We start from the raw sequence: 15,778 nt of genomic DNA on the forward strand, positions 1-15,778 counted from the left end.
GTACAACATTTCAAAAAAAGCAGTATTTTTAGATCCAAAATAGTATACTATGAAAATTATTTACTCCTTATCTATCGTTTTATCTTTTTTAAATTTAGCAGCCTTTGCTCAAGCAAAGAATGAGGCAGATCCTATGGCAAATGTCCAAAAAGAGGTAAAACAATCAATAGTAGAATTCTTTGATGGTTTCCACAACGGGGACACGACAAAAATTTACAACAGTATCGAAAAAAACATGACCCTACAAACTATTATTCCTGATAGTGAAGGAGGAAGAACGATTACTACGAGTAATGTTAAGATGTTTGTTTTGGCCATACATAACAAACAGCAATCAGAAAATTGGAAAGAAGAATTATTGGATATTAAGATTGAAGCTACAGAGAACATTGCACATGTTTGGACACCTTATAATTTTTATCTGAACGGCACGCTAAGTCACTGTGGAATTAATAGTTTTCAATTATATAATAACGGTACTTCCTGGAAAATTATCGCAATTGCTGATACCCGAAATAAAGAAGGCTGTACCGCTACAAAAGATTAATTAACAGTCACTAAGACTTACAGCTATTGCTAGTCCACCTTCACTGGTTTCCTTATATTTTGTATTCATGTCCTGAGCAGTCGCCCACATAGTGGCAATTACTTTATCTAAGGGAACCTTGGCGTTGGCGGCGGTTGTGTCCAGTGCCATTTCGCAAGCATTAATTGCTTTAATTGCACCCATAGCATTCCGTTCAATACAAGGTATCTGAACCAATCCACCAATAGGATCACAGGTAAGTCCTAAGTGATGTTCCATGGCAATTTCGCTGGCAATCAGTACTTGTTCCGGTGATCCTCCCATTAATTCGGTTAAAGCTCCAGCGGCCATGGCAGATGAAACACCAATTTCTGCTTGACAACCACCCATAGCTGCAGATATAGTAGCACCTTTCTTAAACAAACTTCCTATTTCGCCGGCTACCAGCATAAACTGCTTGATATCTTCAAAATTAGCATCGTGATTCTCAATTACCATATAATACATCATCACTGCAGGTATCACTCCGGCACTACCATTTGTGGGTGCAGTTACTACACGACCAAGAGAGGCATTCACTTCATTTACGGCTAACGCAAAACAAGATACCCATTTCAATATCTGTCTAAACTTTACTTCAGTATCGCGGATACTAGCGATCCATTCGTTTGGATTTGAGTATTGTGCAGTACCAATTAGATTTTTATGAGAATCGTAAGCACGACGCCGTACCTTTAAACCACCAGGCAAGGTTCCTTCTGTATGGCAACCGGTATACATAGATTCGAGCATGACCTTCCATATTTGAGCAATACGCTCGTCAATTTCCTGATCGGTATGCAATGACCTTTCATTCTCCAGAACAATATCTGAAATCTTTTTGTTTTGGGCAGCGCAATAGGCTAACAGGTCAGTTGCTTTTTGCACAGGCATTGGAAATTCTTTAAAAGCTTCCAGCTTTTTTTCCTTGCGCTTGCGTTCTTCTTTAACTACGAACCCACCACCAATCGAATAAAAGGTTGAAGTATATTTTTTACCATCTTTAAACAGGACAGTAAAGGTCATTCCATTAGGATGAAATTCTTTAAATTCTTTGTTGAAGACGATATCTTTTTTACAGTCAAATACAATATCAATTTCTTGATTAAACGGTAATAGCTTAGTATCACTTATGCTCTTTATAATCGTATCAATTTGGAGTACATCAATAGTTTGTGGATCATAACCGCACAAACCCAAAATAGAAGCGATGTCGGTAGCATGTCCTTTACCCGTTAGAGATAAAGAACCGTACAAATCAACAGTAATTGCAACCACCTGATCAAACTTATTCTTTTCTTTTAATTCTGCGATCAATCTGCGACCTGCTCTCCATGGACCAAAAGTATGAGAACTTGAAGGGCCAACACCGATTTTAAGCATGTCAAAAATACTGATACATTCCATAATAATAGGGTCTACAATTACCGGGTAAATATAAAGGTTTAGGACAAAGTAGCAAGAACTAAGAGCAAAAATAGTAGCAGCAAAAAAAGCTACTGAAATTGTATACATCACCTGTAATTCTGCTAGATTTATCTACCATTTGTGACATCATGTCATATCTTTTGGCATGGCATAATCATTGAAACAATAGAAGTGTATTAAAAAAGCAATAACACTTAAACAATTTATACAACGATAATATGAGTAAGATAATAGGTATTGACTTAGGGACGACCAACTCTTGTGTTTCTGTAATGGAAGGTAATGAGCCAGTAGTTATCCCTAATGCTGAAGGAAAAAGAACAACTCCATCGGTAATTGCATTTGTAGATGGAGGAGAGATCAAAGTAGGAGACCCTGCAAAACGTCAGGCAGTAACTAATCCTACAAAAACTATTTCTTCTATAAAGCGATTTATGGGAAATAAGTTTTCAGAATCTGCGAAAGAAGCAGAACGTGCAGCTTATAAAGTTGTAAAAGGTGACAACGATACACCAAGAGTAGATATCGATGGTCGTTTATATACACCACAGGAATTGTCTGCAATGACGCTTCAGAAAATGAAGAAAACGGCAGAGGATTACTTGGGACAGGATGTAAGCAGAGCAGTAATTACTGTACCAGCTTATTTTAACGATGCACAACGTCAGGCGACTAAAGAAGCCGGAGAGATTGCAGGTCTTAAAGTAGAAAGAATTATTAATGAGCCTACAGCTGCTGCCTTAGCATATGGTTTAGATAAAAAAGGTACAGATCAAAAAATAGTTGTATTTGACTTTGGTGGAGGTACACATGATGTTTCTATCCTTGAATTAGGAGATGGAGTGTTTGAAGTATTAGCTACTGACGGGGATACACACTTAGGTGGTGATGATGTTGATCAAAAAATTATTGATTGGTTGGCAGAAGAGTTCAAGGCTGATGAGGACATGGATTTAAGAAAGGATCCAATGGCGCTACAGCGTTTAAAAGAAGCAGCAGAAAAAGCTAAAATTGAATTATCTTCTTCTTCTCAGACAGAGATCAACTTGCCATACGTAACAGCTACTCCAAGTGGACCAAAACACCTTGTGCGTACTTTGAGCCGTTCAAAATTTGATCAATTGATCGATGATTTAGTAAAACGTACGATTGAGCCATGTAGAACAGCGCTTAAAGCTGCTGGTTTATCTACTAGCGATATCGATGAAATTATATTAGTAGGTGGTTCTACGCGTATTCCTGCAGTACAGGAAGCAGTGCAGAGTTTCTTTGGAAAAGCACCAAGTAAAGGTGTAAACCCTGATGAGGTTGTTGCTGTTGGAGCGGCTATTCAAGGAGGAGTACTAACCGGAGATGTTAAAGATGTATTGTTATTAGATGTAACACCACTCTCTCTAGGTATTGAGACAATGGGTAATGTAATGACCAAATTAATTGAAGCCAATACTACAATCCCTACCAAAAAATCTCAGGTATTCTCTACAGCTGCTGATAATCAACCATCTGTTGAGATCCACGTATTACAGGGAGAGCGACCAATGGCTGCAGATAATAAAACAATCGGACGTTTTCACTTAGATGGCATTCCACCAGCACAAAGAGGAACTCCGCAAATTGAAGTAACTTTTGATATTGATGCTAATGGTATCATCAAAGTTTCTGCAACAGATAAAGCAACTAATAAGACTCAGGATATTCGTATCGAGGCTTCTTCAGGACTTACAGAAGAAGAAATCGAGAAAATGAAGAAAGAGGCTGAAGCGAATGCAGAATCTGACAAAAAAGCTAAAGAAACAGCTGAAAAGTTGAATGAAGCTGACGGAATGATTTTTCAGACAGAAAAGCAGTTAACTGAGTTTGGAGACAAATTATCTGATGATAAAAAGAAACCAATCGAAGAAGCTTTAGAAGAGTTGAAAAAAGCATATGAGTCTAAAGATCTTGCATTGATTCAACCAGCACTTGATAAAATCAACGAAGCTTGGAAAGTAGCAAGTGAAGAAATGTATAAGGCGCAAGCTGATGCACAACAAAATGGTGCACCGGGACCTGATGCAGGAGCACAACCAGAAGGAGGAAGCTCTGAAGGTAGTGATGTTGAAGATGTTGACTTTGAAGAAGTGAAATAATTCAGATGTAATAATCTATAAAAAAATGCGCAGTTAACACTGCGCATTTTTTATTTCTTATGATTCTATGTATTCTAAAACCCCATAGCAGTATCATCTCCTCGTTTATCGGCACCGCCTTCTAAAGTTCCGTCCTCACGAACCAGAATTCCGTCAACTTTCCCTATGATTTGAGCGTCCTGTTGATCAATAGTATAGCCTTTATCTTTTAAATTTTTTAGCAGCTGTTGATCAAATGCATTGGGTTCAAAAATAACAACATCCGGCAACCACTGATGATGAAATCTTGGCGCGTTGACTGCGTCTTGCATCGTCATATCAAATTCACTTACATTTAGAATCGTCTGTAATACCGAGGTGATGATTGTCGAACCTCCCGGTGTACCTACCGACATCCATAGTTTGTCATTCTTTTCTACAATAGTTGGGGTCATCGAACTTAGCATTCGTTTTTCTGGCGCAATGGCATTAGCTTCGGCACCAATAAGTCCAAACATATTCGGTACTCCCGGTTTAGAACTAAAATCATCCATTTCATTATTGAGAAAAAAGCCCAGTTCGGTATTATATAATTTCGATCCGTAAGCTCCATTAAGTGTGGTGGTGACCGAAATCGCATTGCCAAATTGATCAACAATAGAGTAGTGGGTCGTTTCATCACTTTCATATCCAGGTAACTTGCCATGAGAAACTTCTATTGAAGGCGTAGCTTGATCAAAATTGAAATTTTGCATCCGTTTCTCCAAATAGGCAGCACTGATAAGCGTATCCAACGGAATAGTTACAAAATCAGGATCTCCTAAATAATAACTTCGATCTGCATATGCCCGACGTTCAGCTTCGGTAAGTAACTGAATTGTTTTTTCTTGATTGTGTCCATATTGTTTAATATCATAGGGTTCGATCATTTTCATAATCTGTGCAAGGCAAGTACCACCGCTAGATGGAGGAGACATAGAAATGACTGTGAGATCCTTATACGTAAACTGAACGGGTTTTCTCCAAACAGCGTTGTAACTAGCCAAGTCATCTAATGTTAGTATACCACCATTTTCCTGTAGGTGATTGACTAATTTTTCGGCAACAGCTCCTTTGTAAAAGCCATCACGGCCTTTTTCAATCAATGCCTGTAAAGTAGTAGCCAGGGCTATGTTTTTGATAGTATCTCCTGCGATAATATCTTTTGCATAGGGAATGGTATCCTTATTTACAGTTAAAAATAATTCCCGGTAGTTCGTAAACCGTCTTTGTTGTTTTTCAGTTACTACATATCCTTTTTGTGCCAAATGAATTACTGGCGATAGAATGTCTTGTATGGGTAAAGTTCCGAACTTTTTATGCGCTTCAAAAATTCCGGCAACGGTTCCCGGTACACCCACGGCCAGTGCACCCAGCTGACTTTTTTCGGGTTGTACTTCTCCGGAAGCATCGAGATACATATTTTTAAATGCTGCTTTTGGAGCTTTTTCTCTATAATCCAAAGCACCAACAGTGCCATCAGCCATTCTGTATACCATGAATCCGCCACCACCTAAATTTCCGGCAAAAGGATAGCTCACGGCAAGCGCCATCTCGGTAGCCATCATCGCATCAAAAGCATTTCCTCCCTTTTTCAGTACAGCTACACCAATGCGCGAGGCTTCGGATCTAGCTGAGACCACCATTGCCTTGTTCGCAATTAATCCAAAGGTAGGTTTTGATACGTCTACGGGATGTGTCTTACAAGAATTAAGACATATCAACAAACAAAAAATACTTGCTAATCGAATCATCTATTATAAAATTTTGATTTGTCTACTCAAGATAGACAGTGTGATTATATACTATTCTTTAAATTTTTGAAATTTCGTTTTGAGTAAAGCCTCTCAGTTCTTCAAAAAAAGTTGTGAACTCATCTTCAAATTCATCATAATGTTCTTCCAGTTCTCGTACAGCTAAGTTCATTTTGGACCTGTTCTTGGTACGATGATTCATTTGATAAAGAATCTTACCAATGCCCTCAATAGTTGCGTAGCTTGCCAACCAATTATCTCTAATCATATGAGGTAGGAAATCTTTGATGCGTCTGGGTAACAGACCGTAATTGTCTTGCAAAATTTCATAAAAAGAAGCTACATATATTGGTAGGGGAATAACTTCATACTTATGCCAGTTTGCCGCGAGGTAATGGTCATAAAGAATATCTACAATTACTGTACTGTAATGGCTATATTTAGGAAACAAGCGCCCTACACTTTGCCGAACAATGGGATGTGTATCCGTATAAAAATCGATTTGGCGGTGTAGTGTAATTCCTTGCTGAATTCTTTTTGGAAATTGTTCGAATTTTTTTCCTTTTACAGAATCCGCTATAAAATTGCCGATTTTCAATTCTGTATCATCTCCTGACAGATAGATATGTGCTAAAAAATTCATTAGGGGAAAATACGATAAATTAAAATGCGGTAATATTTTTATTAAACTTTTGTTGTAAAGTTGTGACAAACTATCATACCCTGTACATTTGTTAAAATCGATAAACAAAACAAAAAATTAAGTATATGACGTTAATAAAATCCATTTCTGGAATTCGTGGAACTATCGGCGGAAAGGTGGGAGAGAATCTGACTCCAATAGATGCTGTAAAATTTGCTTCTGCCTATGGTGCCTGGCTTAAGGGAGAAACCAAAAAACAGCATCCGACAGTCGTAGTCGGGCGTGATGCACGTATATCGGGAGCTATGATACAGCAATTGGTAATGAATAGTTTGGTGGGTTTAGGGATTCATGTAATTGATCTTGGATTGTCCACCACACCTACAGTAGAGGTAGCTGTTCCTATAGAAGAGGCTGATGGAGGAATTATTTTAACGGCAAGTCATAATCCTAAACAATGGAACGCGCTAAAACTTCTAAATAATAAAGGTGAATTTCTAAACGCTACTAATGGCGAGAAAATTCTAAAAATCGCTGAGCATGATGATTATTTTTTTGCAGAAGTAGATGACTTGGGTAGTATTACCAAAAATAACACGTATATCGATCGTCATATCGATGAGGTATTGAAGCTTAAATTGGTTGATGTGGATGCCATAAGTATTGCCGGATTTAAAGTAGTGGTGGATGGTGTAAATTCTACCGGAGGAATTGCTATTCCAAAACTGCTTAGAAAAATGGGCGTAGAAGTGGTTGAACTATATTGCGAGCCTAACGGACATTTTCCGCATAACCCAGAACCATTAAAAGAACATTTGACTGATTTGTCGGCCTTGGTGATCAAGGAGAAAGCAGATTTAGGAATTGTGGTGGATCCGGACGTTGATCGTCTTGCGTTTATGAGTGAAGATGGCGAGATGTTTGGAGAAGAATATACCTTGGTTGCTTGTGCAGATTATGTGTTAGGCAAGCAAAAAGGAAATACAGTGTCTAATCTGTCATCAAGTCGTGCACTGCGCGATGTTACCGAAAAACACGGAGGCTCATATGAAGCCAGTGCTGTGGGCGAAGTAAATGTGGTGGAATTAATGAAAAGCAACAATGCAATTATTGGAGGAGAAGGTAATGGAGGAATTATTTATCCAGAATTGCACTACGGACGGGATTCACTGGTAGGGGTAGCCTTATTCTTGACACATCTGGCTGAGAAAAAAAGTACAGTAAGCGCTCTAAGGAAATCTTATCCTTCTTATTATATGAGTAAGAACAAAATTCAGTTAACACCTACGATGGATGTTGACGGAATTTTAAGCCAATTTCAGGAAAAAAATAAAGAGGAAACTATAACAACTATCGACGGAGTCAAAGTTGATTATGAAAAGTACTGGGTACACTTGCGAAAAAGTAATACCGAACCTATTATCAGGATTTATACTGAAGCTCTGAGTCAGGAAGAAGCCGATCAACTAGCCGAAAAAACTATTGCTGTTTTAAAAGAGATTGCCGGAATTTAGTACTACGATCTTGCTTTTAAGATATAAATAAAGAGGTACTATGATTATAGTACCTCTTTATTTATAATTAATGTACCACAGCATCTGTTGGAATTGTAGCATTACGATGCTTCCATCGTTTATGCGTCCAAAGATAAAATTCAGGTTTTGTGCGAATTTGATGTTCCAGTAGGCGCAGGTATTCTTTAACCACATAAAACTGATCCATTTCTCCGCTATTTTCGGCAATAGGAATGACGCGTACTTCATAATGTCCGCGTTTGACCTTTTCAACATGCATATAGATAGAGGTCAGGTTTAGTTTAGTAGCTAATACTTCCCCTCCCAAAAAGATTGGCACCTTTATGCCCATAAAATTGGTCCAGAATTTAGCATTACCAATCTTAGGAGATTGATCCGAAATCATGCCATAGGTACAAACCTCCCCTTGCTGCTTATCACGTATTATTTGTTTCAGTACTTTATGACTGGCAATGAGGCGCGAATCGAATCTTGCGCGTATGCGATGGGCTAATTGATCAAAATATTTATTCTTAACCTGCTTATAAATGCCGACACATGGGTTCAGAGAAACCAAGTCAATGGCATTTGACCATTCGTAACTTGCATAGTGTCCCATAAATCCGATTGTACTTTTTCCTCTTTTTTCCATCTTATGAAATTCATCGAGATTTACAACTTTGTAACGTTCGAGAATCTCTTTTCTGGTAATGGATAAAGATTTAATCATCTCCAAAAACATATCACAGAGATGGCGGTAGAATTTTTTCCGAATTTCCTTAATTTCATTTTTAGATTTTTCGGGAAAAACAAGTGTTAAGTTATCGGTAACCGTAGTGCGACGATATCGTATTACGTAATAGACTATATAATACAATAGATCGGATAAAAAATACAATAAGAAGAATGGAAGTTTGGAGATACACCATAAAATGGGATACGCTATTCGATACACCAATAACTGCATAAATAAGTTTAATTTAGGTGATCAAATATACTGTAATTTGTGCAGTACACTGCTATAATTTATAGTTTTACATTCACAACTCAAAAACGCAAAAATTACAGGTTTTACTTAATTTACGGTAGCTCCCTTGGGGATTTCTTCGTTCCGATGCTTCCATCGTTTATGAGTCCAGAGATATAATTCAGGTCGCTGTCGAATTTGCTTTTCTAAAAGCTGTAAATAAGTGTCCACGATTTGATACTGCTCACATTTTGAAATATCGTCTGTGATAGTAATAAATTTTGCTTGATAATATCCACGTTTTATCTTTTCGACATGAAGATAAGAAACGGATAAATCCAATCGCCTTGCCAGCACCTCACCTCCCAAATAGGCAGGAACTTTGATGCCCATAAAATCTGTCCAATACAGGGCATTTTTGAGTTTAGGAGACTGATCCGAAACTAAAGCGTAAGAGCAAAGCTTTCCGTTCGCTTTGTCTTTTGTAATTTCTTGCATCGCATTAAAGCTGGGAATGAGTCTTGCTTCATAACGCTGTCGTATCCGATGAACTAATCGATCAAAATATTTATTTTTTATTTGTTTGTAGATCCCTACAGTTGGAAAATTTATAAGTAATTGTGCAACCGTTGCCCATTCATAACTAGCATAATGTGCCATAAGTACGATAATGCTCTTATTTTTGGCTTCCAATGCTTTGATTTCTTCGACATTGGTAATTTTGAATCTCGCCAATAACTCTTCATCGGTAATCGATATGGATTTTATCATTTCTAAAAACATATCACACATATGCTTATAAAAAGCTTTCCGAATCTTATAGATTTCGGCCATAGGTTTTTCGGGAAAAACCAAGGTAAGATTCTCAGTTACCGTTCGCTTACGGTAGCCGACAATATGATAGATAAATATATAAATTCCTGTAGAAAACATATAGAAGATTCGCCAGGGAAGCTTAGATATTATCCATAGAATAGGATAAACTAGTCGATAAATGAGTAATTGCATTGTCAGAAATATCTAGCCGACAAATTTAAGATTATTTATGAGTTAATCATTTATTAAACCGAAATATGAGAAGTTTCTCTATTGATTTTTCCTTATAGAAATCTGTATCTTTGACAAAAAAGAACTGTATGTCTGAGACGAATCTTGTAGTGATACTACTGATTGTTGCCAATGTGTTATTTTCATTAAAAGGTTTTAAAGAGTATTCATTTTTTGAACGGTATAAGTTCAATATTGCAGGGATACAAAGAGGAGAGCAAATTAGAATGTTAAGTTCGGGTTTCTTACATGCCGATTCGATGCATTTGTTTTTCAATATGTTCACCTTATATTTTTTTGGACCTGTTGTTATTATTTATGTAGGAATACTTAAGTTCTTAATCATTTATATAGCAAGTTTACTGGTAGGTAATATATTCTCTTTTGTTTTTCACAAAAATGAGCCTCATTACAGTGCAATAGGAGCAAGTGGTGCAGTATCCGGAATCATATTTTCAGCAATTCTTTTTCGTCCGGATATGAGTTTATATCTTATGCTTATACCAATTCCTATACCGGCATATATTTTTGGTATCGGATATTTGTTGTATACTATTTACGGGATGAAAAACAGACGTGACAATATTGGTCATGATGCTCATTTTGGAGGTGCAGTAGGTGGATATCTGGTAACCTTAATCATGGCTCCATGGCTTTTTGAACAAAACTTATTGATGATTGGCATTCTTGCGATTCCCATTGTTATTCTTTTTATTCTACAACGTTTAGGGAAATTATAAACAAACAAAGGCGACCATCGGTCGCCTTTGTTTGTTCAGGGTGTCATATTTTTTTAGTCTAAAAGTTCAGCAATTTTAGTTTCTAAAGCAGCACCTCTTAGATTTTTTGCAATTATTTTTCCGTTTTCATCTAACAAGAATGTGGCCGGTATGGATCGCACCCCATATAACTTAGCAATTGGTTCTTGCCAAAACTGTAAATTTGATACGTGACTCCATTGAAGATCATCTGCAGCAATTGCTTCTAACCATTTTTTCTTATCACGATCAAGGGAAACGCCAATGATATTGAGTCCTTTGTCATGGTACTTATTATACACACGTACTACGTTAGGGTTTTCTATTCTACAAGGCTTGCACCAAGATGCCCAAAAGTCGATGATTGTCAACTTGCCCATGGCATCTTTTAGTGATACTGTAGTGCCTTCGGGAGAAGGAGCAGAAAAACTTACCGCTTCACTACCAACATCAATACGACCTACAGAATTACGGATTAATTGATCTAAATTCTTACCTAAACGTGTCTTTTTTAAAGAATCATCCACGGTGGTGTATAATTCTTTAATTTGTCGAGCAGGCACTACTTTTAAATTGAGTAAATCGGTTAGTGCCATTACAGAAACTATTGAGTTTGGATTGTTTTTAGCAATCTCAGTTCTATATGCTTTTTCCTGATTAAACATATCGGACAGTTGCGTTGCAAGATTTTGAGCTTTCTCAGTTTCTTTTAGTTTGGAAGCGATCTGATATTGGTTATTGAGTTCGATTCGCTTTTTATTGTAATCCTGAACTTTGATTAAATATTCAAAAAATAAATCATTCTCAGAACCACCGTCAATTTTTGAGGAACGCAAACTATCTTTATAAATAGTCATTTCAATTGGATTATTCTCTGCGAGATATAATACGTTACCCGGAACTTTGTTAAATGTCAAATAGTTGAAGTCCATTTGTTCAACACTTGGTAACTCAATTTCGAATTTACCATCTTGGATAGTTGTAGAATCGATAACCGCAGGGCGATTGGATTGACTTAAAGCATTTACATATACTGAGGTTCCGTTTTCAAAACCAGAAGTCGAGCCATAAATTATATAACTGTCTTTTTTTTCATTTTGACAGCTCAGGGTAATACTAATCGCTAGTAATAGCAGAAAAATTCTTGTCATAACATACATAATTAGGGACGTAAAAATAAAGAATCAGAACGGTATAAAAGAATAATTAACTTTATAATATAATTAATTGTTAATCCACGGGCCAAAGCTTTGTTAATTGTAGTATTTTTGCCATCTTTAAGATAAAGTAGCGGTATTATGGAGACGTTCGATCAAGATTTCCCGATGGATATCTGGATAAGTTTTTCATCTTTCTTTGATAGATATAGAGAATTTGCCAAAAGTGATAATTTGCTTTTGCGAGAAAGAGCGCTTAAAATTTTAGAAATCGCTGAGGCTCATCCAACACTTGAAACGGGTTTGCAATCTAAAAAGGAGCTTGATGAACTAATGCCTCAGATTGACTTGGTATTGGAAGATCTGTTTTCTGAAATTCTGCAGAAAAATGAAATCAAAATAGCTACGATTCCCTTTGGAAATTTAGTTTTACAATCAACCCAGCGATTTAGAAATATCGTTAAAGCAGCTGGTGAAACGTTTACTCCTGCAATTACAAATTTAGAAGAAGATCAATATTACATCATGGGATGTAGTATCATTCTAAATCATTATTATGGCTACAGTATAGATTTTAAAAGACCTTTCCATTACAATATTCCTGATGCTTCAGGAATTATGCGGTATTACAGAATTTTATACAACGCCGATTTTGTACAAATAGAGAAAACAGACCTAGCGCTGGATATTACCGATGACGAAGTTGGTGAATTACTGGATAGTTTTGAGGACATTACAGTTTGGAAAAAATACTTCCCACCTAATAGCTACATTTTTAAAGGAGTTGTAATTGCTAATATGTTTGATGCTACTACTGATGTTTCTTTATCAGAGTTTAAGACCAGTCTACTGCAATATGATAAGACTCAAAGTAATTTTATAGAACGCTTTCAGGATATTTTTAGAGCTATTTTTAATTTGCCCGAAATACGCATTGGATTCTCTAATTATAATGAAGAAGATCAGGTGTTTGAACGTGTACCGTTCAAAGATATTGATAGTTATATTTTGAATGATCGCTTTTCTGAGGAATGTAAAGAAGCTCTTTGCTGTGGTTCTTATGAGAATCTATTCGGTAAATCCACTTATTTCACCATTTCGGATGTTGAAAAGTACCAGACAATGATGCCTGATGAAAAATTTTATCAAAATTTAGAACATCAAGGTATACAAAGTGCAATTATTGCGCCGATAGAGGGTGAAGGTAAGTTACTGGGTGTATTAGAAATCGTATCTCCTAATAAGAGAGAGCTTAATAGTATAAATGCGCATAAGTTACAAGATGTAATGCCGTACTTAGTGGACTCTGTGTTGCGCTCAAAAGTAAAGTCAGAAAATGAGTTGGAGCTTATCATTCAGGAAGAATGCACTTCGATTCACGGGAGCGTGTATTGGAAATTTAGACAGGAAGCTAAACGCTTTATGAGGGCTAAGGTTGAGGGAATGCCTGCATCGTTTAGAGAAATAGTTTTTGATAATGTCTACCCGCTATACGGTCAGATTGATATCAAAGGTTCTTCTGAAGCTAGAAATGCGGCTATACAAAAGGATTTGAAATTACAATTAAGCGAAATATCTAAAATACTGGATCGCGGTATAGAGTCTGATTGCTTACCTATATATGAGCAATTAAAATTTAGAATTGATAAATTTATTGATGAAGTCACCAATCAATTAGAGGTTGATAGTGAACAAAAAATTCTTAGTTTTATTAAGAAAGACATCATACCGCTATTCGAACATCTAAAAAAGAAATATAGTGATCTTGAAATTTTGATTAATCAATATTATGATCAATTAGATGTTGAATTTAAAATGGTATATAAACATCGTAAGAACTACGATGAGTCTGTGATGCTTATTAATAAGAAAATGGCAGATCTATTGGATACCAAACAAGTAGAAGCTCAACAGCTCTATCCACATTATTTTGAGCGTTTCAAAACTGATGGGGTAGAACACAACATGTACATTGGAGAATCTATTACCAAGGAAGATAGCTTTAATAAGATATACCTCAAAAATCTTAGATTATGGCAGTTACAGGTAATGTGCGAAATGGAAAATGCATATTACCAGTTGAAACAAGATCTTCCGGCAAAATTAGATGTTGCTTCTATGATTCTGGTATTTAACTCCTCACTTTCCGTCCGTTTTAGAATGGATGAAAAACGATTTGATGTAGATGGTACTTATAATGCAAGATATGAGGTCGTTAAAAAACGTGTAGATAAAGCTAATATTAAAGGTACTGAAGAACGTATTACAAAAGAAGGCAAACTTACTATTGTATATTCACAACGTTCTGATGAACTGGAGTATTTGAGATATGTAAAGTTTTTGCAGTCCAAAAAATATTTGGGTAAAGAAGTAGAAATACTGGAGCTTGAAGATTTACAGGGCGTAACAGGTTTAAAGGCACTGCGAATTAATATTTTGTACCATCCTGATAAAACTAAAAAAGAGTTTTATAATTATGAGGATCTCATGAAAGAACTAGCATAATTTTAATACTATAAAAATGAAAAACGCAACTGCTTGAAAAGTAGTTGCGTTTTTTTATGGATATTGTTTATTGAAGTGCTATAAATAGTAGAATGCTACTATAAATGCGATAACAGAAACGATAATTCCAATCATAAATACAGTATACGTTAATCGCAATAATTTATATTTACGATTTAACACTATACCCAGAAAATATAAATCTTTGGTAAGTGATTCATAAACATACTCTTTATCCTTAATGATTTCTTGAATGGCCCATTTATACTCCTGATATGGCATTTTATGAAAATTACCGAAAAAGAGAACATTAATCTCTTTATTTTGAACTTGTTCTTTGGTAAACTCACCCGTAGTAACATTGGGTCGGGTAGACATTATTGATAAAATGATGGATGCAACACTAAACAATACTAATATCAAACTGGGAAATAATAAATGTTGATTGCTTACAGAATCCAGTTTTGGTATCAAATTAGCAAGCGCCAGCGAAATGATAATTGCATTTACTGAAAGTAAAATGTTGGCTTTAGTATCAGCAATGTCACTCAATTTGATGTGATTTCTAAGCGTTACCCTAAACAGTGTCTGAATACCCCGTTCAGGACTTTCGTTTTTGTACTTTGCTTTTAACTGTGCCTTTAACGCCTCTTTTTTATTCTTTTTCTTTCTCTTTTTTTGTTTTTCAATAAGCTTCAGGAGATTTTCGTCTTTTTTCTTGACCCAATTTCTCAATGCATAATTTGTATAATATTTATGTTTTTGAGTAAACATCTCAATATTCTCCTGAATCCATTCTTTGGTTGTGAATTCTTTTATATTGTGGAGACGAAGTTCTTGTCGTAAGAATTCACTGGTTTCTTCAAAGTATTTTTTTGCGAAATGTGAGCTATCAGCATCCCTGATTACTTCTTCCAAAAAGGAGTTAGGTTCAGAATTAAATTTGGTAGCCAAGATACATGCAGTTACTTTTTCAATAACATCAGTATCGGCATTATGTTCGTTCAAAAATTGCTTAGCTATAACAATACTTTCTTCTTCATGATTATCAATACTTTTAGTGTATCCGGTATCATGAAGCCAAGCTGCCAGCCTTAGTATCTCTGCATCTTTAACACCAATTTCAGAATTTTCTATTATTTCGTTAGTACTTTTAACGACGCGTTGTGTGTGAATATAATTATGATAAACGAAAGTTTCAGGAAGTTCATTTTTAAATAATTCTAAAACAAACTTATCTGCTTTCTCTACTAGTGTTGACATAGATTCGTATTAAATTTAACACCAAAGTAC

Annotated in this window: 12 protein-coding genes; 5 read left to right on the forward strand and 7 right to left on the reverse strand. The window is 36.0% G+C overall.

The features are described from left to right. Positions 1-49: 49 nt before the first annotated feature. Positions 50-547, forward strand: coding sequence for a nuclear transport factor 2 family protein (locus ACJRPK_RS13220; protein ID WP_407140581.1), 498 nt, complete (start codon positions 50-52; stop codon positions 545-547). On the opposite strand, the gene ACJRPK_RS13225 is transcribed toward ACJRPK_RS13220, so the two are convergent. Then, positions 548-1,972, reverse strand: coding sequence for an L-serine ammonia-lyase (locus tag ACJRPK_RS13225; protein WP_407140583.1), 1,425 nt, complete (start codon positions 1,970-1,972; stop codon positions 548-550). 239 nt (positions 1,973-2,211) lie between these two features. Between ACJRPK_RS13225 and dnaK the strand changes: the two genes are divergently transcribed. After that, positions 2,212-4,122 (forward strand): molecular chaperone DnaK, encoded by a 1,911-nt coding sequence (gene dnaK, locus ACJRPK_RS13230; RefSeq protein WP_407140585.1) that lies wholly within the window; start codon positions 2,212-2,214, stop codon positions 4,120-4,122. A gap of 74 nt (positions 4,123-4,196) precedes the next feature. Here dnaK and ggt read toward each other — a convergent pair whose 3' ends face one another. Then, a complete protein-coding gene (gene ggt / locus ACJRPK_RS13235) occupies positions 4,197-5,894 on the reverse strand; it encodes a gamma-glutamyltransferase (protein WP_407140587.1) in 1,698 nt (565 codons plus the stop codon). 58 nt (positions 5,895-5,952) lie between these two features. Beyond that, positions 5,953-6,537: an ACP phosphodiesterase gene (locus ACJRPK_RS13240; protein ID WP_407140589.1), complete on the reverse strand. Its 585-nt coding sequence runs from the start codon at positions 6,535-6,537 to the stop codon at positions 5,953-5,955. Positions 6,538-6,662: 125 nt separating this feature from the next. Here ACJRPK_RS13240 and glmM point away from each other — a divergent pair, with 125 nt between their 5' ends. Then, complete coding sequence (glmM, locus tag ACJRPK_RS13245) at positions 6,663-8,051, forward strand: phosphoglucosamine mutase (RefSeq protein ID WP_407140591.1); 1,389 nt, start codon at positions 6,663-6,665, stop codon at positions 8,049-8,051. Positions 8,052-8,118: 67 nt separating this feature from the next. Here the strand turns inward: glmM and ACJRPK_RS13250 are convergent, their stop codons facing one another. Both ACJRPK_RS13250 and ACJRPK_RS13255 read right to left on the reverse strand, forming a co-directional pair. Continuing rightward, positions 8,119-9,018 carry a lysophospholipid acyltransferase family protein gene (locus tag ACJRPK_RS13250; RefSeq protein ID WP_407140593.1) on the reverse strand — a complete coding sequence of 300 codons (900 nt, stop codon included), beginning with the start codon at positions 9,016-9,018 and terminating at the stop codon, positions 8,119-8,121. A gap of 108 nt (positions 9,019-9,126) precedes the next feature. Further along, positions 9,127-10,026, reverse strand: a complete 900-nt coding sequence (locus ACJRPK_RS13255) for a lysophospholipid acyltransferase family protein (RefSeq protein ID WP_407140595.1) — start codon at positions 10,024-10,026, stop codon at positions 9,127-9,129. A 128-nt stretch (positions 10,027-10,154) separates the two neighbouring features. Here ACJRPK_RS13255 and ACJRPK_RS13260 point away from each other — a divergent pair, with 128 nt between their 5' ends. Continuing rightward, on the forward strand, positions 10,155-10,805 hold the full coding sequence (locus ACJRPK_RS13260; RefSeq protein ID WP_407140597.1) for a rhomboid family intramembrane serine protease: 651 nt from the start codon (positions 10,155-10,157) through the stop codon (positions 10,803-10,805). Between the two features lie 53 nt (positions 10,806-10,858). Here the strand turns inward: ACJRPK_RS13260 and ACJRPK_RS13265 are convergent, their stop codons facing one another. Then, a complete protein-coding gene (locus ACJRPK_RS13265) occupies positions 10,859-11,974 on the reverse strand; it encodes a redoxin domain-containing protein (protein WP_407140599.1) in 1,116 nt (371 codons plus the stop codon). A gap of 147 nt (positions 11,975-12,121) precedes the next feature. Between ACJRPK_RS13265 and ACJRPK_RS13270 the strand changes: the two genes are divergently transcribed. Further along, positions 12,122-14,485, forward strand: coding sequence for a GAF domain-containing protein (locus ACJRPK_RS13270; RefSeq protein ID WP_407140601.1), 2,364 nt, complete (start codon positions 12,122-12,124; stop codon positions 14,483-14,485). A gap of 78 nt (positions 14,486-14,563) precedes the next feature. Here the strand turns inward: ACJRPK_RS13270 and ACJRPK_RS13275 are convergent, their stop codons facing one another. Then, entirely contained in the window at positions 14,564-15,748 is a 1,185-nt protein-coding gene (locus ACJRPK_RS13275) for a Pycsar system effector family protein (RefSeq protein ID WP_148783787.1), read from the reverse strand. Positions 15,749-15,778: the final 30 nt, after the last annotated feature.

Source organism: Aquimarina sp. 2-A2 (assembly GCF_045505135.1).
GTDB classification, from domain to species: domain Bacteria; phylum Bacteroidota; class Bacteroidia; order Flavobacteriales; family Flavobacteriaceae; genus Aquimarina; species Aquimarina intermedia.

Coding starts and splice junctions, on each gene's coding strand:
- ACJRPK_RS13240 (WP_407140589.1), bottom strand. CDS start 6,537: ATGAATTTTTTAGCACATATCTATCTGTCAGGAGATGATACAGAATTG.
- dnaK (WP_407140585.1), top strand. CDS start 2,212: ATGAGTAAGATAATAGGTATTGACTTAGGGACGACCAACTCTTGTGTT.
- ggt (WP_407140587.1), bottom strand. CDS start 5,894: ATGATTCGATTAGCAAGTATTTTTTGTTTGTTGATATGTCTTAATTCT.
- ACJRPK_RS13220 (WP_407140581.1), top strand. CDS start 50: ATGAAAATTATTTACTCCTTATCTATCGTTTTATCTTTTTTAAATTTA.
- ACJRPK_RS13225 (WP_407140583.1), bottom strand. CDS start 1,972: ATGGAATGTATCAGTATTTTTGACATGCTTAAAATCGGTGTTGGCCCT.
- ACJRPK_RS13270 (WP_407140601.1), top strand. CDS start 12,122: ATGGAGACGTTCGATCAAGATTTCCCGATGGATATCTGGATAAGTTTT.
- glmM (WP_407140591.1), top strand. CDS start 6,663: ATGACGTTAATAAAATCCATTTCTGGAATTCGTGGAACTATCGGCGGA.
- ACJRPK_RS13250 (WP_407140593.1), bottom strand. CDS start 9,018: ATGCAGTTATTGGTGTATCGAATAGCGTATCCCATTTTATGGTGTATC.
- ACJRPK_RS13275 (WP_148783787.1), bottom strand. CDS start 15,748: ATGTCAACACTAGTAGAGAAAGCAGATAAGTTTGTTTTAGAATTATTT.
- ACJRPK_RS13265 (WP_407140599.1), bottom strand. CDS start 11,974: ATGACAAGAATTTTTCTGCTATTACTAGCGATTAGTATTACCCTGAGC.
- ACJRPK_RS13255 (WP_407140595.1), bottom strand. CDS start 10,026: ATGCAATTACTCATTTATCGACTAGTTTATCCTATTCTATGGATAATA.
- ACJRPK_RS13260 (WP_407140597.1), top strand. CDS start 10,155: ATGTCTGAGACGAATCTTGTAGTGATACTACTGATTGTTGCCAATGTG.